This window comes from Pandoraea pneumonica (assembly GCF_049918595.1).
Taxonomy (GTDB): Bacteria; Pseudomonadota; Gammaproteobacteria; order Burkholderiales; family Burkholderiaceae; genus Pandoraea; species Pandoraea pneumonica_A.
In genome coordinates this window covers 1-24,257 of sequence record NZ_JBNCRZ010000004.1, presented here as the reverse complement: position 1 = coordinate 24,257, position 24,257 = coordinate 1, and the positions used below count along the sequence as shown (strand labels likewise).

At 62.0% G+C, this 24,257-nt stretch carries 20 protein-coding genes; 3 read left to right on the top strand and 17 right to left on the bottom strand.

The window, feature by feature from the left end; translation table 11 throughout:
* Positions 1-15 precede the first annotated feature (15 nt).
* The 14 genes from ACPWR9_RS16645 to coq7 form a co-directional block, all read right to left on the bottom strand.
* Positions 16-852 carry a cell division protein FtsQ/DivIB gene (locus tag ACPWR9_RS16645; RefSeq protein ID WP_426299417.1) on the bottom strand — a complete coding sequence of 279 codons (837 nt, stop codon included), beginning with the start codon at positions 850-852 and terminating at the stop codon, positions 16-18.
* Between the two features lie 50 nt (positions 853-902).
* Positions 903-1,886: a D-alanine--D-alanine ligase gene (locus ACPWR9_RS16640; protein ID WP_426299415.1), complete on the bottom strand. Its 984-nt coding sequence runs from the start codon at positions 1,884-1,886 to the stop codon at positions 903-905.
* A gap of 1 nt (position 1,887) precedes the next feature.
* On the bottom strand, positions 1,888-3,297 hold the full coding sequence (murC, locus tag ACPWR9_RS16635; protein WP_426299413.1) for a UDP-N-acetylmuramate--L-alanine ligase: 1,410 nt from the start codon (positions 3,295-3,297) through the stop codon (positions 1,888-1,890).
* Position 3,298: 1 nt separating this feature from the next.
* Positions 3,299-4,402: an undecaprenyldiphospho-muramoylpentapeptide beta-N-acetylglucosaminyltransferase gene (murG, locus tag ACPWR9_RS16630; RefSeq protein WP_426299411.1), complete on the bottom strand. Its 1,104-nt coding sequence runs from the start codon at positions 4,400-4,402 to the stop codon at positions 3,299-3,301.
* Entirely contained in the window at positions 4,399-5,667 is a 1,269-nt protein-coding gene (ftsW, locus tag ACPWR9_RS16625) for a putative lipid II flippase FtsW (protein WP_150681059.1), read from the bottom strand. Before ftsW ends, murG begins: the two co-directional genes overlap by 4 nt.
* The gene (murD, locus tag ACPWR9_RS16620; RefSeq protein WP_426299409.1) at positions 5,664-7,187 is read right to left on the bottom strand and encodes a UDP-N-acetylmuramoyl-L-alanine--D-glutamate ligase; all 1,524 of its coding nucleotides are present in this window, start codon (positions 7,185-7,187) and stop codon (positions 5,664-5,666) included. Before murD ends, ftsW begins: the two co-directional genes overlap by 4 nt.
* Before the next feature lie 127 nt (positions 7,188-7,314).
* Positions 7,315-8,484 carry a phospho-N-acetylmuramoyl-pentapeptide-transferase gene (mraY, locus tag ACPWR9_RS16615; protein WP_426299407.1) on the bottom strand — a complete coding sequence of 390 codons (1,170 nt, stop codon included), beginning with the start codon at positions 8,482-8,484 and terminating at the stop codon, positions 7,315-7,317.
* Between the two features lie 15 nt (positions 8,485-8,499).
* Positions 8,500-9,909 (bottom strand): UDP-N-acetylmuramoyl-tripeptide--D-alanyl-D-alanine ligase, encoded by a 1,410-nt coding sequence (locus tag ACPWR9_RS16610; protein WP_426299405.1) that lies wholly within the window; start codon positions 9,907-9,909, stop codon positions 8,500-8,502.
* Positions 9,906-11,444, bottom strand: coding sequence for a UDP-N-acetylmuramoyl-L-alanyl-D-glutamate--2,6-diaminopimelate ligase (locus tag ACPWR9_RS16605; RefSeq protein WP_426299925.1), 1,539 nt, complete (start codon positions 11,442-11,444; stop codon positions 9,906-9,908). The genes ACPWR9_RS16610 and ACPWR9_RS16605 overlap by 4 nt, the downstream gene beginning before the upstream one ends.
* A 23-nt stretch (positions 11,445-11,467) precedes the next feature.
* Positions 11,468-13,243 (bottom strand): peptidoglycan D,D-transpeptidase FtsI family protein, encoded by a 1,776-nt coding sequence (locus ACPWR9_RS16600; protein ID WP_426299403.1) that lies wholly within the window; start codon positions 13,241-13,243, stop codon positions 11,468-11,470.
* Positions 13,240-13,584, bottom strand: coding sequence for a cell division protein FtsL (gene ftsL / locus ACPWR9_RS16595; protein WP_087686358.1), 345 nt, complete (start codon positions 13,582-13,584; stop codon positions 13,240-13,242). The genes ACPWR9_RS16600 and ftsL overlap by 4 nt, the downstream gene beginning before the upstream one ends.
* The gene (gene rsmH / locus ACPWR9_RS16590; protein ID WP_426299401.1) at positions 13,581-14,510 is read right to left on the bottom strand and encodes a 16S rRNA (cytosine(1402)-N(4))-methyltransferase RsmH; all 930 of its coding nucleotides are present in this window, start codon (positions 14,508-14,510) and stop codon (positions 13,581-13,583) included. The genes ftsL and rsmH overlap by 4 nt, the downstream gene beginning before the upstream one ends.
* Positions 14,511-14,556: 46 nt before the next feature.
* Positions 14,557-14,985 carry a division/cell wall cluster transcriptional repressor MraZ gene (gene mraZ, locus ACPWR9_RS16585; protein WP_039406026.1) on the bottom strand — a complete coding sequence of 143 codons (429 nt, stop codon included), beginning with the start codon at positions 14,983-14,985 and terminating at the stop codon, positions 14,557-14,559.
* A 429-nt stretch (positions 14,986-15,414) separates the two neighbouring features.
* Positions 15,415-16,104, bottom strand: a complete 690-nt coding sequence (gene coq7, locus ACPWR9_RS16580; protein ID WP_426299399.1) for a 2-polyprenyl-3-methyl-6-methoxy-1,4-benzoquinone monooxygenase — start codon at positions 16,102-16,104, stop codon at positions 15,415-15,417.
* Between the two features lie 318 nt (positions 16,105-16,422).
* Between coq7 and ACPWR9_RS16575 the strand changes: the two genes are divergently transcribed.
* Positions 16,423-17,580: a porin gene (locus ACPWR9_RS16575; RefSeq protein ID WP_426299397.1), complete on the top strand. Its 1,158-nt coding sequence runs from the start codon at positions 16,423-16,425 to the stop codon at positions 17,578-17,580.
* Between the two features lie 262 nt (positions 17,581-17,842).
* The gene (locus ACPWR9_RS16570; protein WP_426299395.1) at positions 17,843-18,322 is read left to right on the top strand and encodes a MarR family winged helix-turn-helix transcriptional regulator; all 480 of its coding nucleotides are present in this window, start codon (positions 17,843-17,845) and stop codon (positions 18,320-18,322) included.
* Positions 18,323-18,426: 104 nt separating this feature from the next.
* Here the strand turns inward: ACPWR9_RS16570 and ACPWR9_RS16565 are convergent, their stop codons facing one another.
* On the bottom strand, positions 18,427-19,560 hold the full coding sequence (locus tag ACPWR9_RS16565; RefSeq protein WP_426299393.1) for an aminopeptidase: 1,134 nt from the start codon (positions 19,558-19,560) through the stop codon (positions 18,427-18,429).
* Positions 19,561-19,642: 82 nt separating this feature from the next.
* A complete protein-coding gene (locus ACPWR9_RS16560) occupies positions 19,643-21,718 on the bottom strand; it encodes a molybdopterin-containing oxidoreductase family protein (RefSeq protein ID WP_426299391.1) in 2,076 nt (691 codons plus the stop codon).
* A 212-nt stretch (positions 21,719-21,930) separates the two neighbouring features.
* Between ACPWR9_RS16560 and ACPWR9_RS16555 the strand changes: the two genes are divergently transcribed.
* Complete coding sequence (locus ACPWR9_RS16555; protein WP_150681072.1) at positions 21,931-23,127, top strand: M20 aminoacylase family protein; 1,197 nt, start codon at positions 21,931-21,933, stop codon at positions 23,125-23,127.
* Positions 23,128-23,198: 71 nt separating this feature from the next.
* On the opposite strand, the gene ACPWR9_RS16550 is transcribed toward ACPWR9_RS16555, so the two are convergent.
* Positions 23,199-24,038 (bottom strand): DUF3047 domain-containing protein, encoded by an 840-nt coding sequence (locus tag ACPWR9_RS16550; protein ID WP_426299389.1) that lies wholly within the window; start codon positions 24,036-24,038, stop codon positions 23,199-23,201.
* Between the last annotated feature and the right edge of the window lie 219 nt (positions 24,039-24,257).

Sequence of the window (24,257 nt, the reverse complement as noted above, 5' to 3'; positions counted from 1 at the left end):
GTAAGTCCTGAAGTCTCACTGGCTTCGCTTGACCGGGGCGGCGGGTTTCTTCGCTGCCGGCTTCGGCGAATCCCGCTTTTGCACCGGTGCTGCGGCCAGTTTCTTGGCCTGCTCTTCGCTCAAGAAACGCATGCCTGCGGCCCGTACTGCAAAACCGTTTGGGTAACGCAGATCGGCATACTCGATCTGATTGCCCCAGCGTGCCGCTACCTGCGGATACGCCTGCACAAAACGGCGACTGCGTGTGACAAGCGTCTCGGGCGTACGCTCGCGACCCAGCGCCAACTGCAATCCGCCGACCAACCGCACGCCCCAGGCGTAACGGTTCGACAGCGTGACCGCTTCGGGTTTCATATTCAAAGGCGCGAACCACTTCACGAAGTCGTAGTAGCGCGCCGTCACATCTTTCTCGCTGCCCGGCGGGCCCGCGAACTCCGGCAACTTGCCGTCGTCCTCCGCTTCGGCCAGATTCGCCGCAAACAGTTCGCCGTCCACGCTCACCAGACGGCCGTCGTTCCACGTCGCAAGCGGCTTGTATTCCTCGATCGTCACCGCGAGCTGGTTCGGCCACACGCGGCGCACGCTCGCATGACGCACCCACGGCACCGCTTCGAACGCCGCACGCGTGGCATCCAGATCGATCGTGAAGAAGTTGCCCTTCAACCGCGACACCGCATTCGCACGCAAGGTCGGCCCATTGATGTGAGACACGTCCCCATCGATCTGAATCGCCTTGAGCGTGAAGATCGGCCGCTGAATCAGCCAATGGCCGCCCGCCGCGAGCGCCGCCAGCACGACAAGTGCGACGAGCGCACTCGCGATGGCGTTGAGCAGGCGTACGTTTTGCCACATGGCGATTCGCTTTCCGTATCAGGGCGTTCTTCAACGCGTTGTTCAAGATGTCACTCAGGTTTCCACTGCGCGTTCGGGTGCAAATCGAGCGTCGCAGTTGCCAGAATTTCAACCACCAGGTCTTCATACGACAGGCCCGCCGCCCGCGCCGAAATCGGCACCAGCGAGTGGCCGGTCATGCCCGGCGACGTATTGATCTCCAACAGATACGGCTTGTTGTCGCGCTTGCGCAGCATCACATCCGCACGCGCCCAGCCACGGCAACCCAACACGAGATACGCGCGCAACACGAGGCGCTGCACTTCTTCCTGCAACGAGACCGACAGCGGTGGCGGGCACTCGTAGCGGGTGTCGTCCTTGAAATACTTGTTCTGGTAGTCGTAGTTCGCGTCAGGCGCGACGATGCGGATCACCGGCAGCGCACGTGCCGCAGCAGCGCCCTTGGTGCCCACACCCAGCACCGGCACGGTCAACTCGTCGCCGTCGATAAACTCTTCGGCGAGCACATCCGGGTCGAGTACGGCAGCCTTCTCGTACGCGGCTTTCATTTGCGACGCGTCGGTGACCTTCGTCAGACCGATGGTCGAGCCCTCGCGCGACGGCTTGACGATCAGCGGCAGCCCGAGATCGCGCGCCACAGCATCGAAGTCGCTATCGGCGTTGAGCATCGTGAAGCGCGGCGTCGGCAGCCCTTCGTTGATCCACACGCGCTTGGTCATTTCCTTGTCCATCGCCAGCGCGGAAGCCAACACGCCGCTGCCGGTGTAAGGAATGCCCAGATGCTCCAGCGCGCCTTGCAGCGTGCCGTCTTCGCCGTAGCGGCCGTGCAGTGCGATGAACACACGGTCGAACTTCTGTGCCGCGAGCGCGGCGAGGTCATTCATGCCGGTATCGAAAGCATGGGCGTCCACACCGCGCGAGCGCAGTGCTTCGAGCACGCCATTCCCCGAGATCAGCGAGATCTGACGCTCGGCCGAGCGCCCGCCCATCAGGACGCCAACTTTGCCGAAACGTTTCGGATCGAAAGCACTCACGTCAAACTCCTTGCTGAACTTGCAACTTCGCGGGCACCGCGCCGATCGAGCCGGCACCCATGGTGATGACAACGTCGCCCGCACGGGCGACCTGCGAAATGGCGTCGGGCAGTTGCGCGACGTCTTCCACGAAAACCGGTTCCACCTTGCCCGCCACACGCAACGCGCGCGCCAGCGCGCGGCCGTCCGCCGCCACGATGGGCGCTTCGCCAGCCGAATACACTTCGCCGAGTACCACCGCATCCGCTTCGGAAAGCACCTTCACGAAGTCTTCGAAGCAATCGCGCGTGCGCGTGTAGCGATGCGGCTGGAACGCCAGCACGATGCGGCGACCCGGGAAGGCGCCACGTGCCGCGGCCAGCGTTGCGGCCATCTCGACCGGGTGATGACCATAGTCGTCAATCAGCGTGAACGTGCCGCCGCCGTTCGCTTCGGGCAGCGCGATTTCGCCATAGCGCTGGAAGCGACGGCCCACGCCGTTGAATTCGGCCAGCGCCTGCTGAATCGCCGCGTCGGGCACTTCCAGTTCGGTCGCAATCGCAATCGCGGCCAGCGCGTTGCGCACGTTGTGCTCGCCCGGCAGGTTCAGCGTGATGTCGAGCGGCGGTGCCCCGTCGCCGAACGTGCGCTGCACCGTGAAGCACATACGCCCGGCGTCAGCGCGCACATTGACCGCGCGCACCTGTGCGTCTTCCGACAGGCCGTAGCGCACGATCGGCTTCGAGACGAACGGCAGAATCTCGCGCACGTTCGGATCGTCCACGCACAGCACGGCAATGCCGTAGAACGGCAGGCGCTGCGTAAAGGCCACGAACGACTGCTTGAGCCGCGCGAAGTCGTGCCCGTAGGTATCCATGTGATCGGCATCGATGTTCGTGATGACTTCGATGACCGGATTCAGATTCAGGAACGAGGCGTCCGATTCGTCCGCCTCGACCACGATGAAGTCGCCCGTGCCGAGCTTGGCATTCGCACCCGCGCTGTTCAGACGGCCGCCGATCACGAAGGTCGGATCGAGCCCGCCCTGCCCCAGCACGCTCGCCACCAGACTCGTCGTGGTGGTCTTGCCGTGCGTGCCCGCAATGGCGATGCCCTGCTTCAGACGCATGAGTTCCGCGAGCATCAGCGCGCGCGGCACAATCGGAATCTGACGGGCGCGACCTGCCAGGACTTCAGGGTTGTCTGCGGTAATCGCGGTGGACACCACGATGGCATCCGCGCCTTCGATGTGTTCGGCCGCATGGCCGCGGGCGACGCGCGCGCCCAGCGCGGCAAGGCGCTGCGTCACGGCGTTGTCGCCGAGATCGGAGCCGCTCACCTGATACCCCAGGTTGAGCAACACCTCGGCAATGCCGCTCATACCCGAGCCGCCGATGCCGACAAAGTGAATGTGTTTGACGATGTGTTTCATTTCAATCCTTGGCCAGAGCCGCGCACACGCGCGCCACTTGTTCGGTGGCGTCCGGCTTGGCGAGCGCCCTGGCTTTCTCTCCCATCGCGAGCAGCGATTCACGCGTCTGACGGCGCAGCCACTCGGCCAGGGTCTCGACCGACAGCTCGCGCTGATCGATCAGCGTTGCCGCGCCCTTATCGGCGAGGAAACGCGCATTCGTTGTCTGGTGGTCGTCGACCGCATGCGGGAACGGCACGAACAGCGCCGCCACCCCAGTTGCGGCCACTTCGGCCACCGTCATCGCACCTGCACGGCAGATCACCAGATCCGCCGCTGCATAGGCCTCGACCATGTTGTCGATGAACGGCACCGCTTCGACCGTCACCCCCGCTGCGGCGTAGTTCGCCTGCAACGTCTGAATATGTTTGACGCCCGCCTGATGCGTGACTTGCGGACGCGTCTCGCGCGGCAGCTTCGCCAGCGCTTTCGGCACGATCTCGTTGAGCACTGTCGCGCCCAAGCTGCCACCCACCACCAGAATGCGCAGCGGACCGGTGCGCGCACCGTAACGCTCGGCGGGCGGCGCCATGTCGTCGAAATCGGCGCGAATGGGGTTGCCGACCCACTCGCCGCGCTCGATGGTGTCGGGGAACGCCAGCAGCACCTTATCGGCCACGCGCGCGAGCACCTTGTTCGCCAGTCCGGCCACCGAGTTCTGCTCGTGCAGCACCAGCGGGCGGCCGAGCAGCGAGGCCATCATGCCCGCCGGGAACGTGATGTAACCGCCCATGCCCAGCACCACGCTCGGCTTGGCGCGACGCACGGCCGCGAGGCTTTGGCCGAACGCGCGCAGCAGGTTCAGCGGCAGCAGCAGCTTGGTCATCAGCCCCTTGCCGCGCAGTCCGCCGAACTTCACGAACTCCATCGGAATGTCGTACTTCGGCACGAGCGTCGCTTCCATGCCGTTCGGATTGCCGAGCCACACCACGCGCCAGCCCTGCACGCGCAAGAAATTGGCAACCGCGAGGCCCGGAAAGACGTGACCACCCGTGCCGCCGGCCATGACCAGCAGCGTGCGTGTCTTCGTCTCCGGTGCCGGCATCGCGGTAGCGCGCTCGGTCATACTTTTCCTCCCCGCATCAGCACGCGGTTTTCGTAATCCACCCGCAGCAAAATCGCCACGGCCACACAGTTGAGCAAGATGCCCGAGCCGCCGTAACTGACCAGCGGCAACGTCAGCCCCTTGGTCGGCAGCAGGCCCAGATTCACGCCCATGTTGATAAAGCATTGCGCACCGAGCCACACGCCCACGCCCTTGGCCAGCAACCCGGCGAATGTGCGCTCCAGCGCCAGTGCCTGACGGCCGATTTCGAACGCGCGGCGCACCAGCCAGTAGAAGAGCAAGATCACCACCAGCACGCCGACGAAACCGAATTCCTCACCGATCACGGCGAGGATGAAGTCGGTGTGCGCTTCGGGCAGGTAGTGCAATTTTTCGATGCTGCCGCCCAGCCCCACGCCAGTCCATTCGCCACGACCGAATGCGATGAGCGAGTGCGTCAACTGATAAGCCTTGCCCAGCGCGTAGTCTTCGCGCCACGGATCGAGGTACGCGAAGATCCGCTCGCGACGCCAGGGCGAGAGCCAGATCAGCATGGCGAACGTGCCGACCGCCGTGAGCGCGAGCCCGCCGAACAGACGTCCGTTCACGCCGCCGAGGAACAAGATGCCCATCGCGATGGCGGCCACCACCATGAACGCGCCCATGTCCGGCTCAAGCAGCAACAGCAAGCCGACGAACACCACGGCGATACCCATCGGCAAGAAGCCCTTGCCGAAGCTCTGCATGAATTCCTGCTTACGCACGGTGTAGTTCGCGGCGTACAGCGTCACCGCGAGCTTCATGATTTCCGACGGCTGGAGGTTGAGCACGCCAAACGGAATCCAGCGCTTCGAGCCGTTCACGCCCTTACCCACGTGCGGAATCAGCACGATGATGAGCAGCAGCAGCGCGAGCAGGAAGAGCTTGGGCGCGAGCTTGTCGAGGGTCTTGACCGGAATGCGGAACGTAATCGCGGCCGCCGTCAGGCCCATCGTGAGCGACACGATGTGGCGACCGAGGAAGTGATACGTCGAGTAGCCGCTGTACTTGGGCGAATCGGGCAGCGCGACCGACGCCGAGTACACCATCACCAGGCCAAGCGAGAGCAGCGCGATCACCACCCACATCAGTGCGTGATCGTATTCGAGCATGCGCGAGCGCGTGGGCTTGATGCTGCCCAGCGTGCGGCTCGCGGCGCTGGTCGCAGCGCCCGGTGCCGTGTCGGCCCCGGCACCGGCGAAACCGGCCTGACGCTTCTTGCTGAAGAACGACTTGAGACGGTTCATAGCATCACCCCCGCGTCGGCGGCCAGATCAATCACGGTGTCGCGAAATACCTGCGCGCGATGTTCGTAATTGCGGAACATGTCGAAGCTGGCGCACGCGGGCGAGAGCACCACGGCGTCGCCCGGCTGGGCCAGCTTGGCCGCTTCGCGCGTGGCGTCTTCGAGCGTCGATGCATCGATCAGATCGACACCCGTGTCGGTCAGCGCTTCGCGCAGCAACCCGGCATCACGGCCGATGAGGAACACGGCGCGCGCGTGGTGCGCGACCGGATTGGCCAGCGGCGAGAAGTCCTGCCCCTTGCCGTCGCCGCCCAGAATCAGCACCAGCTTCTTTTCCAGACCGGTGATCGCCGCGACCGTGGCACCGACATTGGTGCCCTTGCTGTCGTCGTAGAACTCGACTTCGTTGATGCTCGCGACGAGTTGCACGCGATGCGGCTCGCCCGGGTATTCGCGCAGGCCGTGCAGCAACTTGGCCATCGGCAGATCGATGGCCCGCGCCAGCGCCAGCGCCGCCAACGCATTCGACGCGTTGTGCTGGCCGCGAATGCGCAACGCATCCGCTGGCATCAAACGCTTGGAGAACACTTCGACCGGCGCTTGTTCGGCACCCGCCTTGCGGCGCTTCGGGGCAGGTGGCGCGTCGTCACGCGTGATGCCTTCCACCAGCCACCACATGCCGCCTTCCATCTCGAGACCGAAATCGCCAACGGCGTCGGGGGCCTGCGTGCCGAACGTCACCACGTTCGCCTCGGGCGAGGCCATGGCGATCACGCGCGAGTCGTCGCGGTTGAGCACACGCACCGTCTGCGGCCCGAAAATGCGGGCCTTGGCGGCGGCGTACGAATCCATACTGCCGTGCCAGTCCAGATGGTCTTGCGTGATGTTGAGAATGGTCGCGGCGTCCGGCGCGAGCGAGTACGTGGTCTCGAGCTGAAAGCTGGAGAGCTCAAGCACCCAGACATCGGGCAGTGTTGCGTCCGCAATGCACTCGGTCAGACGGTCGAGCGCCGTTGGGCTGATATTGCCCGCCACAGCAGTACGCTTGCCCGCGCGACGGCACAGCAAGCCGGCCAGACTCGTCGTCGTGGTCTTGCCGTTCGTACCGGTGATCGCAAGCAGCTTGGGTGCGTAACCGCTCGTCGCCTGCATATGACGCAGCGCCTGCGCGAAGAATTCGATTTCGCCCCACACCGGAATGCCGCGCTCGGCGGCTTCGGCCAACAGCGCAGCCACATCGGGCACGAGCGGCGAGAGGCCGGGACTGATGCCGATCAGCTCGATCTCGTCGAGCAACGGGTCGATGCGATCGGCAAACGCGCCACCGATGAACTCGGCCTGCGGGGCTTCGGCGTGCAGGGTAGCGACGTTCGGCGCGCTCGGCGGCAACTCGCGCGTGTCTGCCGCACGGACGCGGCAGCCGTAACGCGCGCACCAACGTGCCATCGCCAGGCCGGACTCTCCCAGACCCAGGATCAGGACACGCGGTTGCCAGGATTCACCAAACTTCTCGCCAAACACGTCGCTCTTCCTTTTATCGATTCAAACAACCTACGAATGCATCGCTTCTTTGCCGCCGATCTCCCACTATCGGCGCGAGCGGTCCTACCTTTAGCGCTTTGTTACTTCTTGTTGCTTAACTAACGCCTTAGCGAAGCTTCAGCGTCGACAGGCCGATCAGCACCAGCATCAGCGTGATGATCCAAAAGCGCACCACGACCTGCGTTTCCTTCCAGCCCGACAATTCGAAGTGGTGATGCAGCGGCGCCATCTTGAAGATGCGCCGCCCCTCGCCGAATCGTCGTTTCGTGTACTTGAACCACGTGACTTGCAGCATCACCGACAGCGTCTCGGCCACGAACACACCGCCCATCACGAAGAGCACGACTTCTTGACGCACGATGACGGCCACGGTGCCCAGTGCGCCGCCGAGCGCGAGCGCGCCCACATCGCCCATAAAGACTTGCGCCGGGTGAGTGTTGAACCATAGGAACGCGAGCCCCGCCCCCGACATCGCCGAACAGAACACGAGCAATTCGCCCGCGCCCGGGATATGTGGGAACAGCAGGTACTTCGAGTAGACGACGTTACCCATCACGTAGGCGAACACGCCGAGCGCGGCGCCCACGAGCACCACCGGCATGATCACCAGGCCATCGAGACCGTCGGTGAGGTTAACGGCGTTGGACGAGCCGACGATGACAAAGTACGTGAGCGCAATAAATCCGAACACGCCCAGCGGGTAGCTCATCGTCTTGAAGAACGGCACGATGAAGTCGGCTTTCGGCGGCAAATCGAGCGGGAAACCGTTACGCACCCAGCTGATGAACAGCTCGAACACCTTCAGATTGCTCGTCTCGGACACCGAGAACGCCAGATAAATGGCGGCGAACAAACCGATGATCGATTGCCAGAAATACTTCTCGCGCGACGACATACCGCGCGGGTCCTTGTAGACCACCTTCCGGTAATCGTCGATCCAGCCGATGATGCCGAAACCCAGCGTGACGGTCAGCACGATCCAGATGAAACGGTTGCTCAGATCTGCCCAGAGCAGCGTAGCGACGGTAATGCCGATCAGAATCAGCACACCGCCCATCGTGGGCGTACCCGACTTCACCAGGTGAGTCTGCGGGCCGTCGGTACGCACGGCCTGGCCCACCTTCATTTCGGCGAGCTTGCGGATGACCATCGGCCCGAACGAGAGCCCGATCACCAGCGCCGTGAGGCTTGCCATCACGGCCCGAAACGTCAGGTAGTTGAACACGCGCAAATAGCTCGCATCCGCTTGCAGCCATTGCGCCAACGTCAGCAACATTCCATCAATCCTTTTTTACTTAGCCGGGGCGTTGCCGCCCCCGGTTTCACTCGTAGCGCGCAGTGCTTCCAACACGCGCTCCATCCGCATAAAGCGGGATCCTTTCACCAGCACCGTCGCCGGTGCGCTCAGCCTTGTCCCCAACGCCGCCGCCAGCGGAGCGACATCGGCGAAATGCTCGCCGCCGTCGCCGAAGGCGGTCACGGTGTCTTGCGTTTGCTCGCCTAACGCCATCAACAAATCGATGCCGCGTTGTGCCGCGTATTCGCCAACTTCCCGATGAAACTCAGGGCCGTTGTCGCCCACTTCGCCCATGTCACCCAACACCAGCACACGAGGTGCGGGGGTCTGCGCGAGTACGTCGATTGCGGCCCGAACCGAATCGGGGTTCGCATTATAGGTGTCGTCGATCAGCGTGACGCCGGCGAGCGGTCCCTTCGAGAGCGTCGACACCTGAAGACGGCCTTTGACGGCAGAAAACGCTTCAAGTGCCCGCACGATCGAACCAATATCCACATGCGCGCCGACAGCACACGCAATCGCAGCCAGTGCGTTGCGGGCGTTGTGCTCACCGAGCAGCGGCAACTTCACCGTGAAGCCACCCGCGGGCGTGTCGACACGCAGCACGCGGGTCGCCACGTCGTAGCGGCCAGACACGGCTGCGCGGACATCGAGTGCGAAGTCGAGCACGCGACGCTTCGTGCCGCGCGCCTCGGCAATTTCCCGCCACATCGGCGCGAATTCGCTCTCTGCCGGGAACACCGCGACGCCGTCAACCGGCAGCGCCGCCAGCACCGCCGAATGTTCTTCGGCTACCGCAGCCACGCTCACCATGAATTCCTGATGCTCGCGTTGCGCGTTATTGATGACAGCGACCGTCGGCTGCGCAATGCGCGCCAGATAGGCCGTCTCGCCCGGATGATTCATGCCCAGTTCGAGCACGGCGAGCTTGTCGCCGTCCTTCAGACGGAACAGCGTGAGCGGCAGACCGATGTCGTTGTTGAAGTTACCGGCCGTCGCCAGTCGCGCGTCGGCACCGACCGCTTCGGCAAAAATCGCCGAGATCATTTCCTTGACCGTCGTCTTGCCATTGCTGCCCGTGACCGCGACCACCGGAATCGCAAAGCCACGGCGCCATGCGGCGGCCAGTTCACCCAGCGCGATGCGCGTGTCGGGCACGATCAGCGCCGGGGCTTCGAAGCCTTCCGGCACGCGCGACGCCACGACGGCAGCCGCGCCAGCGCGCACTACGTCTGCGAGGAAGTCGTGTGCATCGAAGCGCTCGCCCTTGATCGCCACGAACAAATCGCCCGGCTGCACCGAGCGGCTGTCGGTCACGATGCGCGAAAACGCCGTCGACGCCTCGCCCAATACGCGGGAATCGGCCACGGCGGCTTGTGCATCGCTCAGTTGCCACATACTCATTCGCCACCTCCGCGCACGGTCGTTGCACGCGCCGCGAGTGCCAGGCGTGCGTGCTCCTGATCGGAGAACGGCTTCTTCTTGCCCATGATTTCCTGTGTACTTTCGTGCCCTTTACCGGCGATCAACACCAGGTCGGCGGCCTGTGCACCGCGCACGGCTTGCAGAATCGCGCTCGCGCGGTCCTCGATGCGGCGCGCGGCGTCGGGCTGTGCGAGACCGGCAGCAATCTGCGCCATGATCTCGGCGGGCACTTCGCCGCGCGGGTTGTCGCTCGTGAGCACCACCGCGTCGGCCAGACGCTCGGCCACCGCGCCCATCTGCGGACGCTTGCCCGCGTCGCGATCACCACCGCAGCCGAACACGCAAACGAGCTTGCCGCCACGGGCGTCGGCCACCGGGCGCAACGCGGCGAGCGTCTTGTCGAGGGCATCGGGCGTGTGGGCGTAATCGATCACCACCAGCGGCTGCCCCGGTTGCCCGATCTGCTCCATGCGACCGGAGACCGACGTGAGCGTGGCAAGCCCGGCAATGGCAGCGTCCTGCGGCACACCGGCCGCGAGCGCCGCGCCAAGCACGGCCAGCGCGTTACTAATATTGAATTCACCGATCAGCGGCACGGTGATCTGCTGGCTGTGACCATCGATATGCAGCGTGAAGCGCGTACCGATCGTCGTGGCCCGGATGTCTTCCGCACGCAGCACGCGATTGCCATGCGTCGACGTCGCGTCGCCATGCAGGCCGTACTCAAAGACCGGCGTTTTGCCTTTGAGACGTGCCAACAGTCGTTGGCCCATCGCGTCATCGCGATTGATGACCGCAGCCTTCAGACCCGGCCAGTCGAACAGACGCGTCTTGGCGGCTTCGTATTCCGCCATCGTGCCGTGATAGTCCAGATGGTCCTGCGTCAGATTGGTGAACACGGCGACGTCGAATGCCACGCCGTTCACGCGTCCTTGATACAGCCCGTGCGACGAGACTTCCATCGCTACCGCCGCGGCACCTTGCGCACGAAGATCGCCGAGGCTGCGCTGCAATTGCACGGCGTCGGGCGTCGTAAAACCGGTGACGGTCAGATGACCGGGGAAGCCGCTGCCCAGCGTACCGATGACGGCACTTCGTGTGCCCGCCTTCGTGAGCAACTGCGCCAGCCATTGGCTGCATGACGTCTTGCCGTTGGTGCCCGTCACGCCAAGCATCGTCATGCCGACGCTCGGCTCGCTGTACCACAGCGAAGCCAGTGGGCCTGCGAGCCAGTCGAGGCGCGCAACACCGAAATTCGGCACGTTACCGAGATTCGCCATCCCTGACGGCCACGTGAAATCGTCGCTCTGCCAGAGCACCGCCGCAGCGCCGCGCTCTACCGCGTCGGCAATAAAGCCACGGCTATCGGCCCCCTTCACGGCGTAGGCCACAAACACATCGCCCGGCCCGACACGGCGGCTGTCGGCGTGCAAGATAGCACCGGCCGGTACCGTGCGGCGCAGCCAATCCCAAGCCTGCGCCAACGTGGCACGCTCGGTGGCGTTGGTGATCATGGTCAACGTGACCGGGGTGGAGTTCACGGTGCCCATGGCTCGCTCTCCTCCACCTTGTCGCTCACGACGAGCTTGGTTACGGGCGAATCCGGCACCACGTTCAGCGAACGCAGCGTGCCGCCCACGATCGCGGCAAATGCCGGACCGGCAGCCACACCGCCGTAGTGCGCGCCACGGCCCGGCTCGTCGAGCGTGACCGCCACGATGATGCGCGGCTCGGACATCGGCGCCATGCCGACGAACGACGCACGATATTTGCTCTTGTCGTAGCCCTTGCCCGATTGTTTGTACGCTGTGCCGGTCTTGCCGCCCACGCGATAACCGATGACTTGTGCACGCGTGGCGGTACCGCCCGGCGAGGTCACCATTTCGAGCATTTTGCGAACTTCGCGGGCCGTCGCAGGCGAAATGACCGGCGTGCCCTTGACCGTGCTGCCATCGGTCTTGTAGATCGAGATCGGCAGCAGTTCGCCGTCATGGGCGAACACGGTGTAGGCACGTGCGAGCTGAATCAGCGAGCTGGACAGACCGTATCCGTAGCCCATCGTCGCCTGCTCGATCGGACGCCAGCTCTTGGCCGGGCGCAGCCGACCGGCCACGGCACCGGGGAAGCCGATCTTCGGTGCCTGACCGAGGCCGACACTAGTAAACATGTCCCACATTTCCTGCGGCTTCATTTGCAGGGCAATCTTCGCGGTGCCGATATTGCTGGAGTGCTGAATCACGCCTTGCACGGTGAGCAGACCGTAGTCGCGCGTGTCCGTGATCGTCGCACCGAAAAAGTTGGCCCGGCCGGTGGTCATCACCGTCGTCATCGGTTTCACGTAGCCATGCTCGATCGCCGCCGCTACGGTGATCGGCTTCATGATCGAGCCGGGCTCGAACGTGTCGGTGATCACGCGGTTGCGCAACTGGGCGCCCGTGAGATTGGTGCGGTTGTTCGGGTTGTAGGTCGGCAGATTCACCAGCGCGAGCACTTCACCCGTGCGCACGTCGAGCACGACGGCGCTGCCCGCCTTGGCACCGGTGCGGTCGATGGCATCCTTCAGTTCGCTGTAAGCGAGGAATTGAATCTTGCTGTCGATCGAGAGCGTGATGTCGTGGCCGTCGCGCGGCTGCGCCAGGATATCGAGATCCTCGACCACGCGGCCCAGACGATCCTTGATCACCCGGCGGCTGCCCGGCGTCGCGGCGAGGTCTTTCTGCATCGAGAGCTCGACGCCTTCCTGACCAATATCCTCGACGTTCGTGAAGCCGACGATGTGCGCGGCGATCTCGCCTTCCGGATAGAAGCGCTTGTATTCCTTGCGCTGGTAAATGCCCGGGATATCGAGATCGGCCACTTGCTTGGCCACGTCGGGCAGCACCTGACGCTTCACGTAGACGAAGCTCTTGTCTTGATTGAGCTTTCGGCGCAGATCGGGCTCGCCCATTTCGAGCAGACGCGCGAGCTTGCGCACCTGTTCGGTGGAAACGTCATCGGGCACGTCTTCGGGAATCGCCCAGATCGCCTTGACCGGCAAGCTGGTGGCGAGCACTTGCCCGTTACGGTCGAACACTTTGCCGCGCGTAGCGGACATTTCCAGTGTGCGTTCGTAACGGCTCTCGCCCTGACGTTGATAGAAGGCGTTGCCCGGCCCCTGAATCCAGAACGCACGTGCCGCCAGTGCTGCGAAGGCGCCGAAGATCACGAAGACGAGCATCTTCGAGCGCCACATCGGCAAACGCACGGACAGCACCGGGCTGGCAGAGAACTGCACATCCTTGGTCTTGGCCTTGGCGTCTTTGCGGCGGATCATCGCTTGCCTCCGCTGGCGGGGGCCGACGCGGCGCTTGCGGTCGGCACCGGCACATCGACCATCGCGCCCGTGCCACCGGCCGGGGCCGAGAGATATTGCGTGCGACCGGGGGAGACGGCCTGCATCTTCAGGTCGCTACGGGCCACATTCTCGATGCGCGCGCTCTTGCTCTGCGCACTTTGCTCGTACTGGAGGCGGTCCCAGTCTTGCAGCAACTGATGCTCGAGCGCCTGCTCGCGGTTCAGTTCGACGAACGTACCGCGCGCCCGGTATTGCGCATTGATGAGCGACAGTGCGCAGCCGATCAGCAGCGCGAGCAGGAGAATGTTGAGCCGGCTCATGCTGACACCCGCTCCATCACACGCATGATCGCCGAGCGCGCACGCGGGTTGGCTGCCACTTCAGCGTCGGAAGGCTTGATCTTGCGGTGGGCTTTGAAGGGAGGTTCGGGAATTTCGTGGGCGCGCAAAGGCACGCGGCGATCCACCACCGGCGCGCTCGTGCGCGCTTGCATGAAGCGCTTCACGATGCGGTCTTCCAGCGAATGAAAGCTGATCACCACGAGTTTGCCTCCCGTTTCGAGGACATCGGCCGCCGCTTCAAGCGCTATCTCGAGATCCGCAAGCTCTTGATTGACGTGAATCCGTATAGCCTGAAAGGTGCGTGTTGCCGGGTCCTTGCCCTTCTCACGGGTCTTGACGGCGCCAGCCACGATCTCGGCAAGCTCGCGAGTGCTGACGAGTGGACCGAGGTGGTCGGCGTTTGCCCGGCGAGCAACAAGCGCCTTTGCAATCTGAAAAGCAAACCGTTCTTCCCCATAGTCCTTGATGACCTCCGTCATTTCTTCCAGCGTTGCTCGGGCCAGCCACTCGGCGGCCGACTCGCCGCGCGTGGTGTCCATGCGCATATCGAGCGGCCCGTCGAACCGAAAGCTGAAGCCGCGCGCGGGGTCGTCGAACTGCGGCGACGACACGCCCAGGTCCAGCAATACGCCCGACACCTTGTTCGCGCCGCGACGGGCAAGCCCATCGCGCAGCGTCGCAAAGCTGTCGTGCTCAATCGAAAATCGCGGATCGGCAATCTTTGCCGCCTCCGCGATCGCTTGGGGATCCTTATCGAATGCGATCAGTCTCCCCTGGGCGCCCAGCCGCTCTAGCACCCTGCGACTGTGCCCGCCCCGGCCGAACGTTCCGTCGACGTATACGCCGTCGTCGCGCCACAGCAGGGCATTCACGGCCTCGTCCAGCAGGACCGTGCGGTGCTGCATTACCGTTTCCACCGCGTGCGCCATGCTCGTCGGACCACCTAATCAATCAAAAAGTGAAGTTTTTCAGTGCTTCCGGCATACCCTGCGCCATCGCTGCCTGTTCCTTGGCGGCGTAAGTCGCGGCATCCCAGAGTTCAAAGTGACTGCCCATGCCCAGCAGCATGACTTCCTTGTCCATGCCCGCGGCTGCACGCAATTCCGGCGCTACCAGGACACGCCCCGCCGAATCCATCTCGACGTCGGCTGCGTTGCCCAGGAAGATGCGGCGCCACCAGTGCGCATCCATCGGCAGTGCGGCGATCTTGCCGCGGAAGATCTCCCATTCGGGACGCGGAAACAGCAGCAGACAACCATCGGGGTGCTTCGTGATCGTGACCTTGCCTTCGGCCTCGCCTTGGAGCACGTCACGATGCCGGGCCGGAATCGACATCCGTCCCTTTGCATCCAGTGAAAGTGCCGAGGCTCCCTGAAACACGTGCGCTCCCGTGAGGTTTCGACCGCCTGTCCGTCATGCCGAGAGAGAAAGATTTCGTGCCCTACAGCACACAAAAATACACTTTCTCACACTATTTCCCACTTTAGAGGAGAGTGTTTGGCCGGTCAAGCGTTTCGCCGGTTTTTCGGACGGGATTTGTCAGACAGAACAATGACTTAGCGCACTTTCCTCAAGCAGCCGAACCAATTTTTGTCAGGAAAATTAATGACATAACTGCGATAGTGAAAGTGGAACCTCAAACTTGTAACCAAATCTCGCGCGAAGCCCGCCAGTGCTATCGATACGGGGTAGTGCGCGCTTACGCCAAGACGCGCGCCCTCCGGCAGCACGCCAAATGCCACCGGACACACGCAACGCGAGGGAGATCGACACGGGAAAAGGGAGAGTGCCAGAGACGACCGCAGTGCTCTATATATAGTAGGCCGTCGTCGTCATGACCTTGGCAGCGGCACGCATCACCTGCTGCACCGGCGCAGGCAGTTCAATGCCGCCCGCGTCGCGCGCCGCCTGACCGTGCTCGATTTCATCCAGACGCATCTGATCGACGATGGCCCGCGAGCGCAGGTCATGGGCAGGCAATTCATCGAGATGCGTATCGAGATGGCGCTCGACCTGACGCTCGGTCTCGGACATAAAGCCCAGACTCACGTTGTCGCCGCACTTGCCCGCCACGAAACCGATCGCGAACGCGCCGGCGTACCAAAGCGGATTGAGCAAGCTAGGACGCGAGCCCAGTTCGGACAGCCGGTGCGCTGTCCAGGCGAGGTGATCCTCTTCCTCTTTACCCGCATGTTCGAACGCTGCCCGCAACTCAGGCCGCTTGGTCGCAAGCTTCTGCGCCTGATAGAGCGCCTGCGCGCAGACCTCACCGACGTGATTCACGCGCATGAGACCGGCGACATGGCGACGCTCCTGCGGACTCAATGCGTCGTCGGCAGCATCGCCGGATACGTTTTCACCCCGCTCGCTCGCCACACTGGTTCCGGTCAGCTCGGCGGTAGCTTTTGCGGGTGCAGGAATCGGCCGGGAAGCTTGGGTGACGCCCACGATGGCGCGCAGGCCACGGTCAAGTTCGGAGATGAGGCTGTCTGAGAACATCTTACTTTCAACTCACTTCAATCTTTCACAATGTGGAATTTAGGACGATTCCACCGCGTCTGCCGGGGATGATACGCGCCTTTGCCAGACGTGCCTTGCGCGGGAGCAAACGCGCGCAACCCCCGCCAGAAGCCGGTTTCCGGGCTGTTGCGTAAACGAAACAAAGGTCGCCGCAAACCCGCGCAAATCCGGCCTTTTCCTTTGCCGCCCACAGTGAATTTGTTACATTACGTCCAACTTCTCGCGAAGTTGATTAGCAAGGACGTTATCACTAGTGACCTTGTTAAACAAATCTCACAATCCTTTGGAGATCACTCAATGAAAAAGTCGCTTCTCGCTCTGGGTGTGCTCGGCGCATTCGCTGGCGCTGCTCACGCTCAAAGCAGCGTGACCCTGTACGGTATCATCGACGCTGGCCTGCAATACGTCAGCAAGACCGGTGGCAACCTGGCTGGCACGGGTAACACCTCGAAGAACTTCCAGTTCGCCAACGGTAACCTGCAAGGTTCGCGTTGGGGCCTGAAGGGTGCTGAAGACCTCGGTGGTGGCCTGAAGGCAATCTTCGTGCTGGAAAACGGTTTCAACCTGGGCAGCGGCACGCTGGGCCAGAACAGCCGTATGTTCGGTCGTCAAGCCTACGTTGGTCTGAGCAGCGCAACGGCTGGTACGTTGACCATCGGTCGTCAGTACGACTCCGTGGTTGACTTCGTTGGTCCGTACGCTTCGGGCAGCCAATGGTCGACGTTCGCGGGCGCTCACCCGTTCGATAACGACAACTTGAACAACTCGTTCCGCGTGAACAACACTGTCAAGTACACGTCGGTTAACTACAACGGCTTCAGCGCTGGCGGTATGTACGGCTTCTCGAACTCGGCGAACAATGGTTCGACCGGTTCGGGCTTCGCTAACAACCGTGCTTACTCGTTCGGCTTGGGCTACGCAAACGGCCCGGTGTCGTTCGGCGCTGGCTACTTGTACCTCGGTTCGCCGGCTAGCAACTCGTCGGGCGTGATCAACAACGGTGGCGATGCTACGACCCCGATGACGCTGGGCGGTCTGGTTGCCAGCGACAAGGCATGGATCGCATCGGCAGGCGGTTCGTACGCCTTCGGTCCGGCCACGCTGGGTCTGGTCTACGGTCACTCGGTCTACCAATACGTTGGTGGCGGCAGCTGGAAGTTCGACAACGCCGAACTGAACGCCAAGTACATGCTGACCCCGGCTCTGCAACTGGGCGCATCGTACACGTACACCTGGTCGACGCTGAACCTGACCGGTTCGAGCGTGTCGCCGAAGTACCACCAAGTCAACCTGGGCGTCGACTACTTCCTGTCGAAGCGCACGGACACGTACCTGGTTGGTCTGTGGCAACACGCCAACAACGACGCTCCTGGCGGCGCATCGTTGAACGGCCTGGGCTTCTCGAACAGCACGAACCAGTTCGCTGTTACGGCCGGTATCCGTCACAAGTTCTAAGCTGACAGTTTCTGTCACTTAGTCTTTGTTTGACGAAAGGGCACCTTCGGGTGCCCTTTTTTATTGCCTGGCTTATTGCCGGGCACTTCCTGCACATCTACCGCCACCGCCCGCCTCGCAGGTTTGGCTGCGCGCCTCCGCTGCCTTACTCCCCCTCAAAGTAGCGCGTTGTTTCCAAACCAACCGCCAGCGCAAACCCGGCTTGACCGGGCGTTTATTTCAAACCTAAAATTTCCATACTGTAAATTTCATATCGCCTCCCATGAGCCTCGCCGATTCCGACTCTCTCGATCTCGAAACGCGAGCCAACGACCGCGAGCACGACGCGCTGCGTCTCTGGCTGCGACTGCTCACCTGCGCCAATATGATCGAAACCGACATCCGGTCGCGCCTGCGCCAGGATTTCGACTGCACGTTGCCGCGCTTCGATTTGCTCGCTCAACTCGACCGTCATCCGGAAGGGTTGAAAATGGGGGAGCTCAGCAAGCGCATGATGGTGACCGGCGGCAACGTTACCGGCATTACCGATCAGTTGGAAAAAGAGGGATGGGTGACGCGCGAAACCGTCGCCAACGACCGGCGTGCGTTTTTGATCAAGCTGACACCGCGTGGCAAGAAGGCGTTCTCCAATATGGCGCGCGCCCACGAGGAATGGATCGAACAACGCCTTGGCCGCCTGCCGGAGGATCGGCAACGTCAGCTGTATGCGCTCTTGGGTGATTTGAAGTCGGTGATTGCGTGACCCACAGGTCCTAACCGAGGAAACGGGGACAGCCGCCCCGGTCAGCGACGGTGCAAGCGCACCGGACATATTGCGGATTTGGGTGCCATTACCTAGTTACCTAGTTATCTAGCCGCATGAGCGGGCGCATTCAGCGCCGCTCGTGCCGCGACCGCCGCAGGCGTTTCATTGAGCTCGGCAAGCACAGCATCACGCTCGGAAGCCTTGCGCTTCGACAGCGCTTTCACTGCGTTATAAAACTTTGGCAAGTCGTTACCCTCTTGCACAAGCAACGCCATGAACGCCGGCACCCATTGGTTATAAGTGGCGAATGAACCGATCTTCGCGTTGTTCAAATCACTGGCAAACCAGAGATCGAACCCTTTGTAGCCACCCCACGACGCCTTAAGTGCCGCGTAATCGGCGCGCATGCGGATGAACAATGCGTTCTTTTGCGCCGCCTTTTGCTCATCGGTGTCGGTGCCGTCGTACAGCGTCTCCAACTGCTTCCGATACCCCTCGACCAGATCGCGGAATTGCCGTCGATGCGCGTCGTACCGCTCGTACTCGATCGCCGCATCGGGATGCGCCGCCAACCAGCGCTGCACGCCGACCGTCTCGACCGTGACCGCAAACGACTCATTGAACGTCGTATCCCCTCGCACGAACAAGATTTGGTGCGCCAACTCGTGGAAGATCATTCGCGCGACTTCGGCACGTGGTAAGTAGATGAAGGTGCTGAGCAACGGATCATCGAAGTACCCCAGCGTCGAGTACGCGGGAATGCCAGCGACGAAGGTTTCCCATCCGTCCCGATGCAGTTCGGCCGCATACGCCTCCGCCGACTCTCGTGAGTAATACCCACGGTATTCGACACACCCGACGACAAGCAGACACGACTCATGGAGCTTTAGCGAGAGTGCTGGCGCTGCGAACACGTTGTAGACGACGAAGGGACGTTTGATGTCCGCGTAGCTCCGATAGCTGCCGTTGTCGGGTTCACCGAGCGCAGTCACAGCGTAGCTACGAATCTGCTCCGCCTCTGTCAAACGTGCACGCAAACGCGGATCGAGCGAAGGGTCAGCGAGCAGTTCATCCACCGGATGCGCCTCGTGCAGCATGGTGAAGTGGCCATTAATCGATTGCGCGTAATAGCCCACCTGACTGCAACCGCAGGCGGCCAACAACAACGCCCATGCCGACAATGCCTTGAGGTACCGAAACCCAATCGCGAACCCGTTCGCCGGCAAGGTCGACATGGCAAGCTCCATGCGCATTGGCGCGTGTTGATAAACGTCGGCGAGTGTTGGTTACTGCCGAGGCGAATGCGTCGCCGACGTCTCAGGCCGGTGCGACGTCGACCAGACAGTCGTAGAAGGTGGGTGCACGGCCGAGGTCTGTCAGTTGTTGGCTCGTGACCTCGTTGGCATTTTTGCCGTCCGGTGCGAGCTTTTTCCACCAGATTGACAAGCCGACCACCACGCCCTCGCGAGCCTTTTCCGTCACCCGTGCCTTGGCGTTCAATGTGCCGCGATCGTTGAAAATCCGCACGCCCGCGCCATCCTCAATGCCTCGCGGCCCGGCATCGGCCGGGTGAATATCCAGCGTCGGCTCGCCTACAGAAGCACGCAGGCTATCGACGTTCACGAAACTTGAGTTCAGGAAGTTACGCGCTGGCGGCGAAATCATTGCCAAGGGATAGCGTGCTGCAAGCGTCGGGTTGCTTGCGACCGATTCATACGGCGGCACCCAGTCCGGCAGCGGGTCAAAACCCTCCTGCTGCATACGCTCGGAGTAAAACTCGCATTTACCAGACGGCGTATAGAAACTGCCATTGGCAAACGGCGCCTCGGGCAAGTCGTAGCGCACCCAGCCGTCACGCTTGAGCGTTTCCCAATCGGCGCCCGCCATACGCGGATCCGACCAACGGATCGATTGCTCCGCAAGCTGATCGTCCGAATCGGTAAAGCACAGGTCCTGCCACCCCATCCGTTGGGCCAGCAGGCGGAAAATTTCCGAGTTCGGTTTTGTCTCGCCCAGTGGGGCAATCGCGGGATTATTCGCGAGTAAGTAGGTGTGTCCGTACGCCTTGTGAATATCGAGATGCTCAAGCTGCGTGGTCGCCGGAAGAATGAAATCGGCGTAGTCAGCGGTATCGGTCTGGAAGTGCTCCAGTACCACCGTGAACAGGTCCTCTCGGCCGAAACCGGACGCTACCTTACTCGACTCGGGGGCTACGGCCACTGGGTTGCTGTTGTAGACCACGAGGGCCTCGATCTTCGGACCAAACGACGCGTCACCTGGATGACAGAGTGCGTCGCCAATGGCGCTCATGTTCACCAACCGCGGTACCTTTTCCGGCATCGGACGCAGGTCCGGACGGGCTTGCGCCAGCGCATCGACCGGCGCATAGCCCGACGTCGACATCAACAACCCGCCGGCCGGGTGACGCCACGCGCCGATAAGCGCCGGCAAACATGCCACCGCGCGCGTCGCCTGACCACCGCCCTTGGCGCGCTGCATGCCATAGTTGAGTCGAATCGCGGCGGGCTTGGCGCTGGCGTACTCACGGGCCAACGCCACGACAACTTCTTCGCTGATACCGCAGATCTCAGCCACGCGCGCAGGCGTATAGCGCTGCGCTCGCTCCTTCAATTGCGCGTACCCGATCGTGTGACGTGCAATGTATTCATGATCGACGAGGTCCTCTGCGATCAGCACGTGCATCATGCCGAGCGCCAGCGCAGCGTCGGTGCCGGGCAGCAACGCAATATGCTGATGGCACTTCTCTGCGGTGAGCGAGCGGTATGGATCGATTGCGATCAATTTCGCACCACGCCGCTTGGCCTCCTGCGCAATCGCCCAGAAGTGCACGCTCGACGTAATCGGATTGCTGCCCCAGATAAGAATCAGTTTGCTATCGACGAAATGCTCGACGTGCATCCCGACGCCGGCACCATAGGTGTAGCGCAACCCTGCGGCACCAGCGCTCGCGCAAATGGTGCGATCAAGTTCGGAGGCCCCGAGTTTGTTGAAAAAGCGTGCAGCCATCGTCTCACCTTGCACAAACCCCATCGTGCCCGCATAGCTATAGGGCAGGATGGCCTCAGGCTCACGTGCTGCAATTTCCCTGAGACGGGTAGCGATCTCATCGAGCGCCTGATCCCAGCTCACTTGTACAAATTGCCCGGTCCCCTTGGGACCCACGCGCTTGAGCGGGTGCAACAGGCGGTCCGGGTGATAGGTGCGCTCGGTATAGCGAGAGACTTTCGTGCACAGCACGCCCTTGGTCGTCGGATGGTCCGGATCGCCCTGAACCTTAATCGCGACGCCATTCTCCACCGTCACGTGAAGTGCGCACGTATCGGGGCAGTCATGCGGACAAGCGGCCCGGACGACGTGGGTATTGGACGTCATGAAACTACTCCTCTCTCTACCGAAATGTCGCGTCTGGCTGGGGTGTGACGCTGGCGATATTGTATTACGTTCATCGGCGCTTCGCCCCGCCCCACGGGGCATTGCAGCATTTTCCGGATAGGTCCGCACTGACGTTCGGGGTTTTCCTATCGAGGTGCCAGACCCTGCCTTTAGGGGTAAGATGAGCCATTGCGTACGCAGGAAACCCCGTCATGAAGCTTATTCCCGAAATCGATGCCGCCCGCGGCGAAATTCAGACCATTCGACGTGACATTCACGCGCATCCCGAGCTGTGCTTCGAAGAGAAGCGTACCTCCGATGTCGTGGCCGAAACGCTGACCAAGTGGGGCATCCCCATTCATCGCGGACTGGGCACGACGGGCCTTGTCGGCATCATCAAGAATGGCAGCAGCGATCGCGCGATCGGCCTTCGCGCCGACATGGACGCCCTGCCGATTAAAGAAGCGAACACGTTCGAACATGCCTCGAAACATGAAGGCAAGATGCACGCCTGTGGTCACGACGGTCACACCGCCATGCTGTTGGCCGCTGCACAGTACCTTCAAAAGCATCGTAATTTCGACGGGACGGTTTATCTGATCTTCCAGCCTGCCGAAGAAGGCGGCGGTGGTGCACGCGAGATGATCAAGGACGGCTTGTTCGAGCGCTTCCCGATGCAGGCTGTTTTCGGTATGCACAACTGGCCGGGGGTCCCCACGGGTACCTTTGCCGTTACGCCGGGCCCGATGATGGCCTCGAGCAACGAATTCAAGATCACACTGCGCGGCAAAGGTACGCACGCCGGCATTCCGAATGCAGGGATTGATCCGGTCATTGCTGCGGTGCAGGTCGCGCAGGCGCTCCAAAGTATCATCACACGCAACAAACGGCCGATCGACGCCTCCGTGCTGTCGATTACGCAGATTCATGCGGGCGACACCACCAACGTCGTGCCGGACACCGCGTGGCTGGGCGGGACGATCCGTACCTTCTCGCTCGAAGTATTGGACCTGATTGAATCGCGTCTGCGCGAAATCTCGGAATTCGTGGCCAAGGGGATGGGATGTTCGGCCGAAGTCGAGTTCCAGCGCAATTACCCGCCGACGATTAACGATCCCGCAATGGCCGCCCTGTGCGCCGACGTCATGCGCCAAGTGGTTGGCGATGAGAACGTGAACGATAAGGTTGAGCCCACGATGGGTGCAGAAGACTTCTCGTTCATGTTGCTTGAGAAACCAGGCGCATACGTTTTCATTGGCAATGGCGATGGCACCCACCGCGACAGCGGCCATGGTCTGGGCCCCTGCAATCTGCATAATGCCAGCTACGACTTCAACGATGATTTGCTGCCGCTGGGCGGCACTTATTGGGTGAAGCTCGTCGAAAACTACTTCGGTCGAGACCAGTAAGTTGCTCACCACGCGAGCAATATTTCAACAAAAAAGCCGGCAGTAGCCGGCTTTTTTTGCGCTGATTAAACTTACTTCGCGGCGGTGGTCGTCGGGATACCGTCAGTCTCCAATCGAATGTCGCCATACCAGGCCGTAAATTTCGATTGCGTGTTATCGCCATCACTCATGATCGCGATTCCAATCAAACGCCCCGGCGGCTCCCCGAACGCCTTCTCGTAATCCTTCGCGATATCACGGGAATAGGTTTGCCATGTGCCGAGGCCATCGGTGCCTCTTTCCACCACAATGGCTCGAATCCGGCCGGTGTAGGGGTTTTGCACGACTTCATCGGCTGCGAAGTGTCCGTCACCCCAGGTGTACATCAAGGTCGCATAGGGCAATTCGCGCCCGCTCACTAGACGTGCGAGTTCGCGGTGCAAGTGATCCTGTGTCGTCAGCTTCGATGAATCGCCATCGAAAGCGAGGGCGATACGCACCGGCGCGTCGTCGTATCGCTTCGTTCGAAGGTCCGCGGACGGAGGCATAGCATCGGCTCGCCAGCGCCAATGCAGTTTGGCGCCTGGATAGATAGGAATATCGAGTTTCTGCGCAATTCCCGATGCCGATTCGTCGACCTGCGCACGAATGACCGCCACACCTTGCGCATCTAAGGTCTGCTCGTAGTTTGTGCGACGTTTATTGTGCGTTACGAGATAGGTCTCCCAATGCGGCGGAAGGCCTTCAGGTGTGACGGCCGCAGATAGCGGTGCAATCTCGTCATTCACCGTGAGCGACGTAGAGGCAACTGCCTCATCCGACGGCCGATGTATCGCGCAACCGGTGATGATTAACGCGACGCCCAACGCACCACTCAGCAAGGTCCAACTACGCCACGTTGCATGGCGCTTACGTCGATCATGATCCACCACTAGTTTCACTCCCCGAACCACAGCTAACCCCGTGGTCGAATCGTAAGCGAGAAACCGGTGTCGATCTATCCGAAGTTCTACTTCGCGACGTCAATGCAACACTTTTCGCGATGATACAAAGCAAAAACCCCTTGCTACTTTAGTAGCAAGGGGTCTTTAGGGGAGCCTGACGATTACCTACTTTCACACGGGTATCCGCACTATCATCGGCGTGGAGTC

What these genes read in the sequence shown, in the direction of transcription:
- rsmH (WP_426299401.1), bottom strand. Translation starts at nt 14,510, where the DNA reads ATGCAGCACCGCACGGTCCTGCTGGACGAGGCCGTGAATGCCCTGCTG.
- ACPWR9_RS16600 (WP_426299403.1), bottom strand. Translation starts at nt 13,243, where the DNA reads ATGATCCGCCGCAAAGACGCCAAGGCCAAGACCAAGGATGTGCAGTTC.
- ACPWR9_RS16575 (WP_426299397.1), top strand. Translation starts at nt 16,423, where the DNA reads ATGAAAAAGTCGCTTCTCGCTCTGGGTGTGCTCGGCGCATTCGCTGGC.
- ACPWR9_RS16605 (WP_426299925.1), bottom strand. Translation starts at nt 11,444, where the DNA reads ATGATCACCAACGCCACCGAGCGTGCCACGTTGGCGCAGGCTTGGGAT.
- ACPWR9_RS16645 (WP_426299417.1), bottom strand. Translation starts at nt 852, where the DNA reads ATGTGGCAAAACGTACGCCTGCTCAACGCCATCGCGAGTGCGCTCGTC.
- ACPWR9_RS16610 (WP_426299405.1), bottom strand. Translation starts at nt 9,909, where the DNA reads ATGAGTATGTGGCAACTGAGCGATGCACAAGCCGCCGTGGCCGATTCC.
- murC (WP_426299413.1), bottom strand. Translation starts at nt 3,297, where the DNA reads ATGAAACACATCGTCAAACACATTCACTTTGTCGGCATCGGCGGCTCG.
- murG (WP_426299411.1), bottom strand. Translation starts at nt 4,402, where the DNA reads ATGACCGAGCGCGCTACCGCGATGCCGGCACCGGAGACGAAGACACGC.
- mraY (WP_426299407.1), bottom strand. Translation starts at nt 8,484, where the DNA reads ATGTTGCTGACGTTGGCGCAATGGCTGCAAGCGGATGCGAGCTATTTG.
- ACPWR9_RS16570 (WP_426299395.1), top strand. Translation starts at nt 17,843, where the DNA reads ATGAGCCTCGCCGATTCCGACTCTCTCGATCTCGAAACGCGAGCCAAC.
- coq7 (WP_426299399.1), bottom strand. Translation starts at nt 16,104, where the DNA reads ATGTTCTCAGACAGCCTCATCTCCGAACTTGACCGTGGCCTGCGCGCC.
- ACPWR9_RS16560 (WP_426299391.1), bottom strand. Translation starts at nt 21,718, where the DNA reads ATGACGTCCAATACCCACGTCGTCCGGGCCGCTTGTCCGCATGACTGC.
- ftsL (WP_087686358.1), bottom strand. Translation starts at nt 13,584, where the DNA reads ATGAGCCGGCTCAACATTCTCCTGCTCGCGCTGCTGATCGGCTGCGCA.
- ftsW (WP_150681059.1), bottom strand. Translation starts at nt 5,667, where the DNA reads ATGAACCGTCTCAAGTCGTTCTTCAGCAAGAAGCGTCAGGCCGGTTTC.
- ACPWR9_RS16565 (WP_426299393.1), bottom strand. Translation starts at nt 19,560, where the DNA reads ATGTCGACCTTGCCGGCGAACGGGTTCGCGATTGGGTTTCGGTACCTC.
- ACPWR9_RS16555 (WP_150681072.1), top strand. Translation starts at nt 21,931, where the DNA reads ATGAAGCTTATTCCCGAAATCGATGCCGCCCGCGGCGAAATTCAGACC.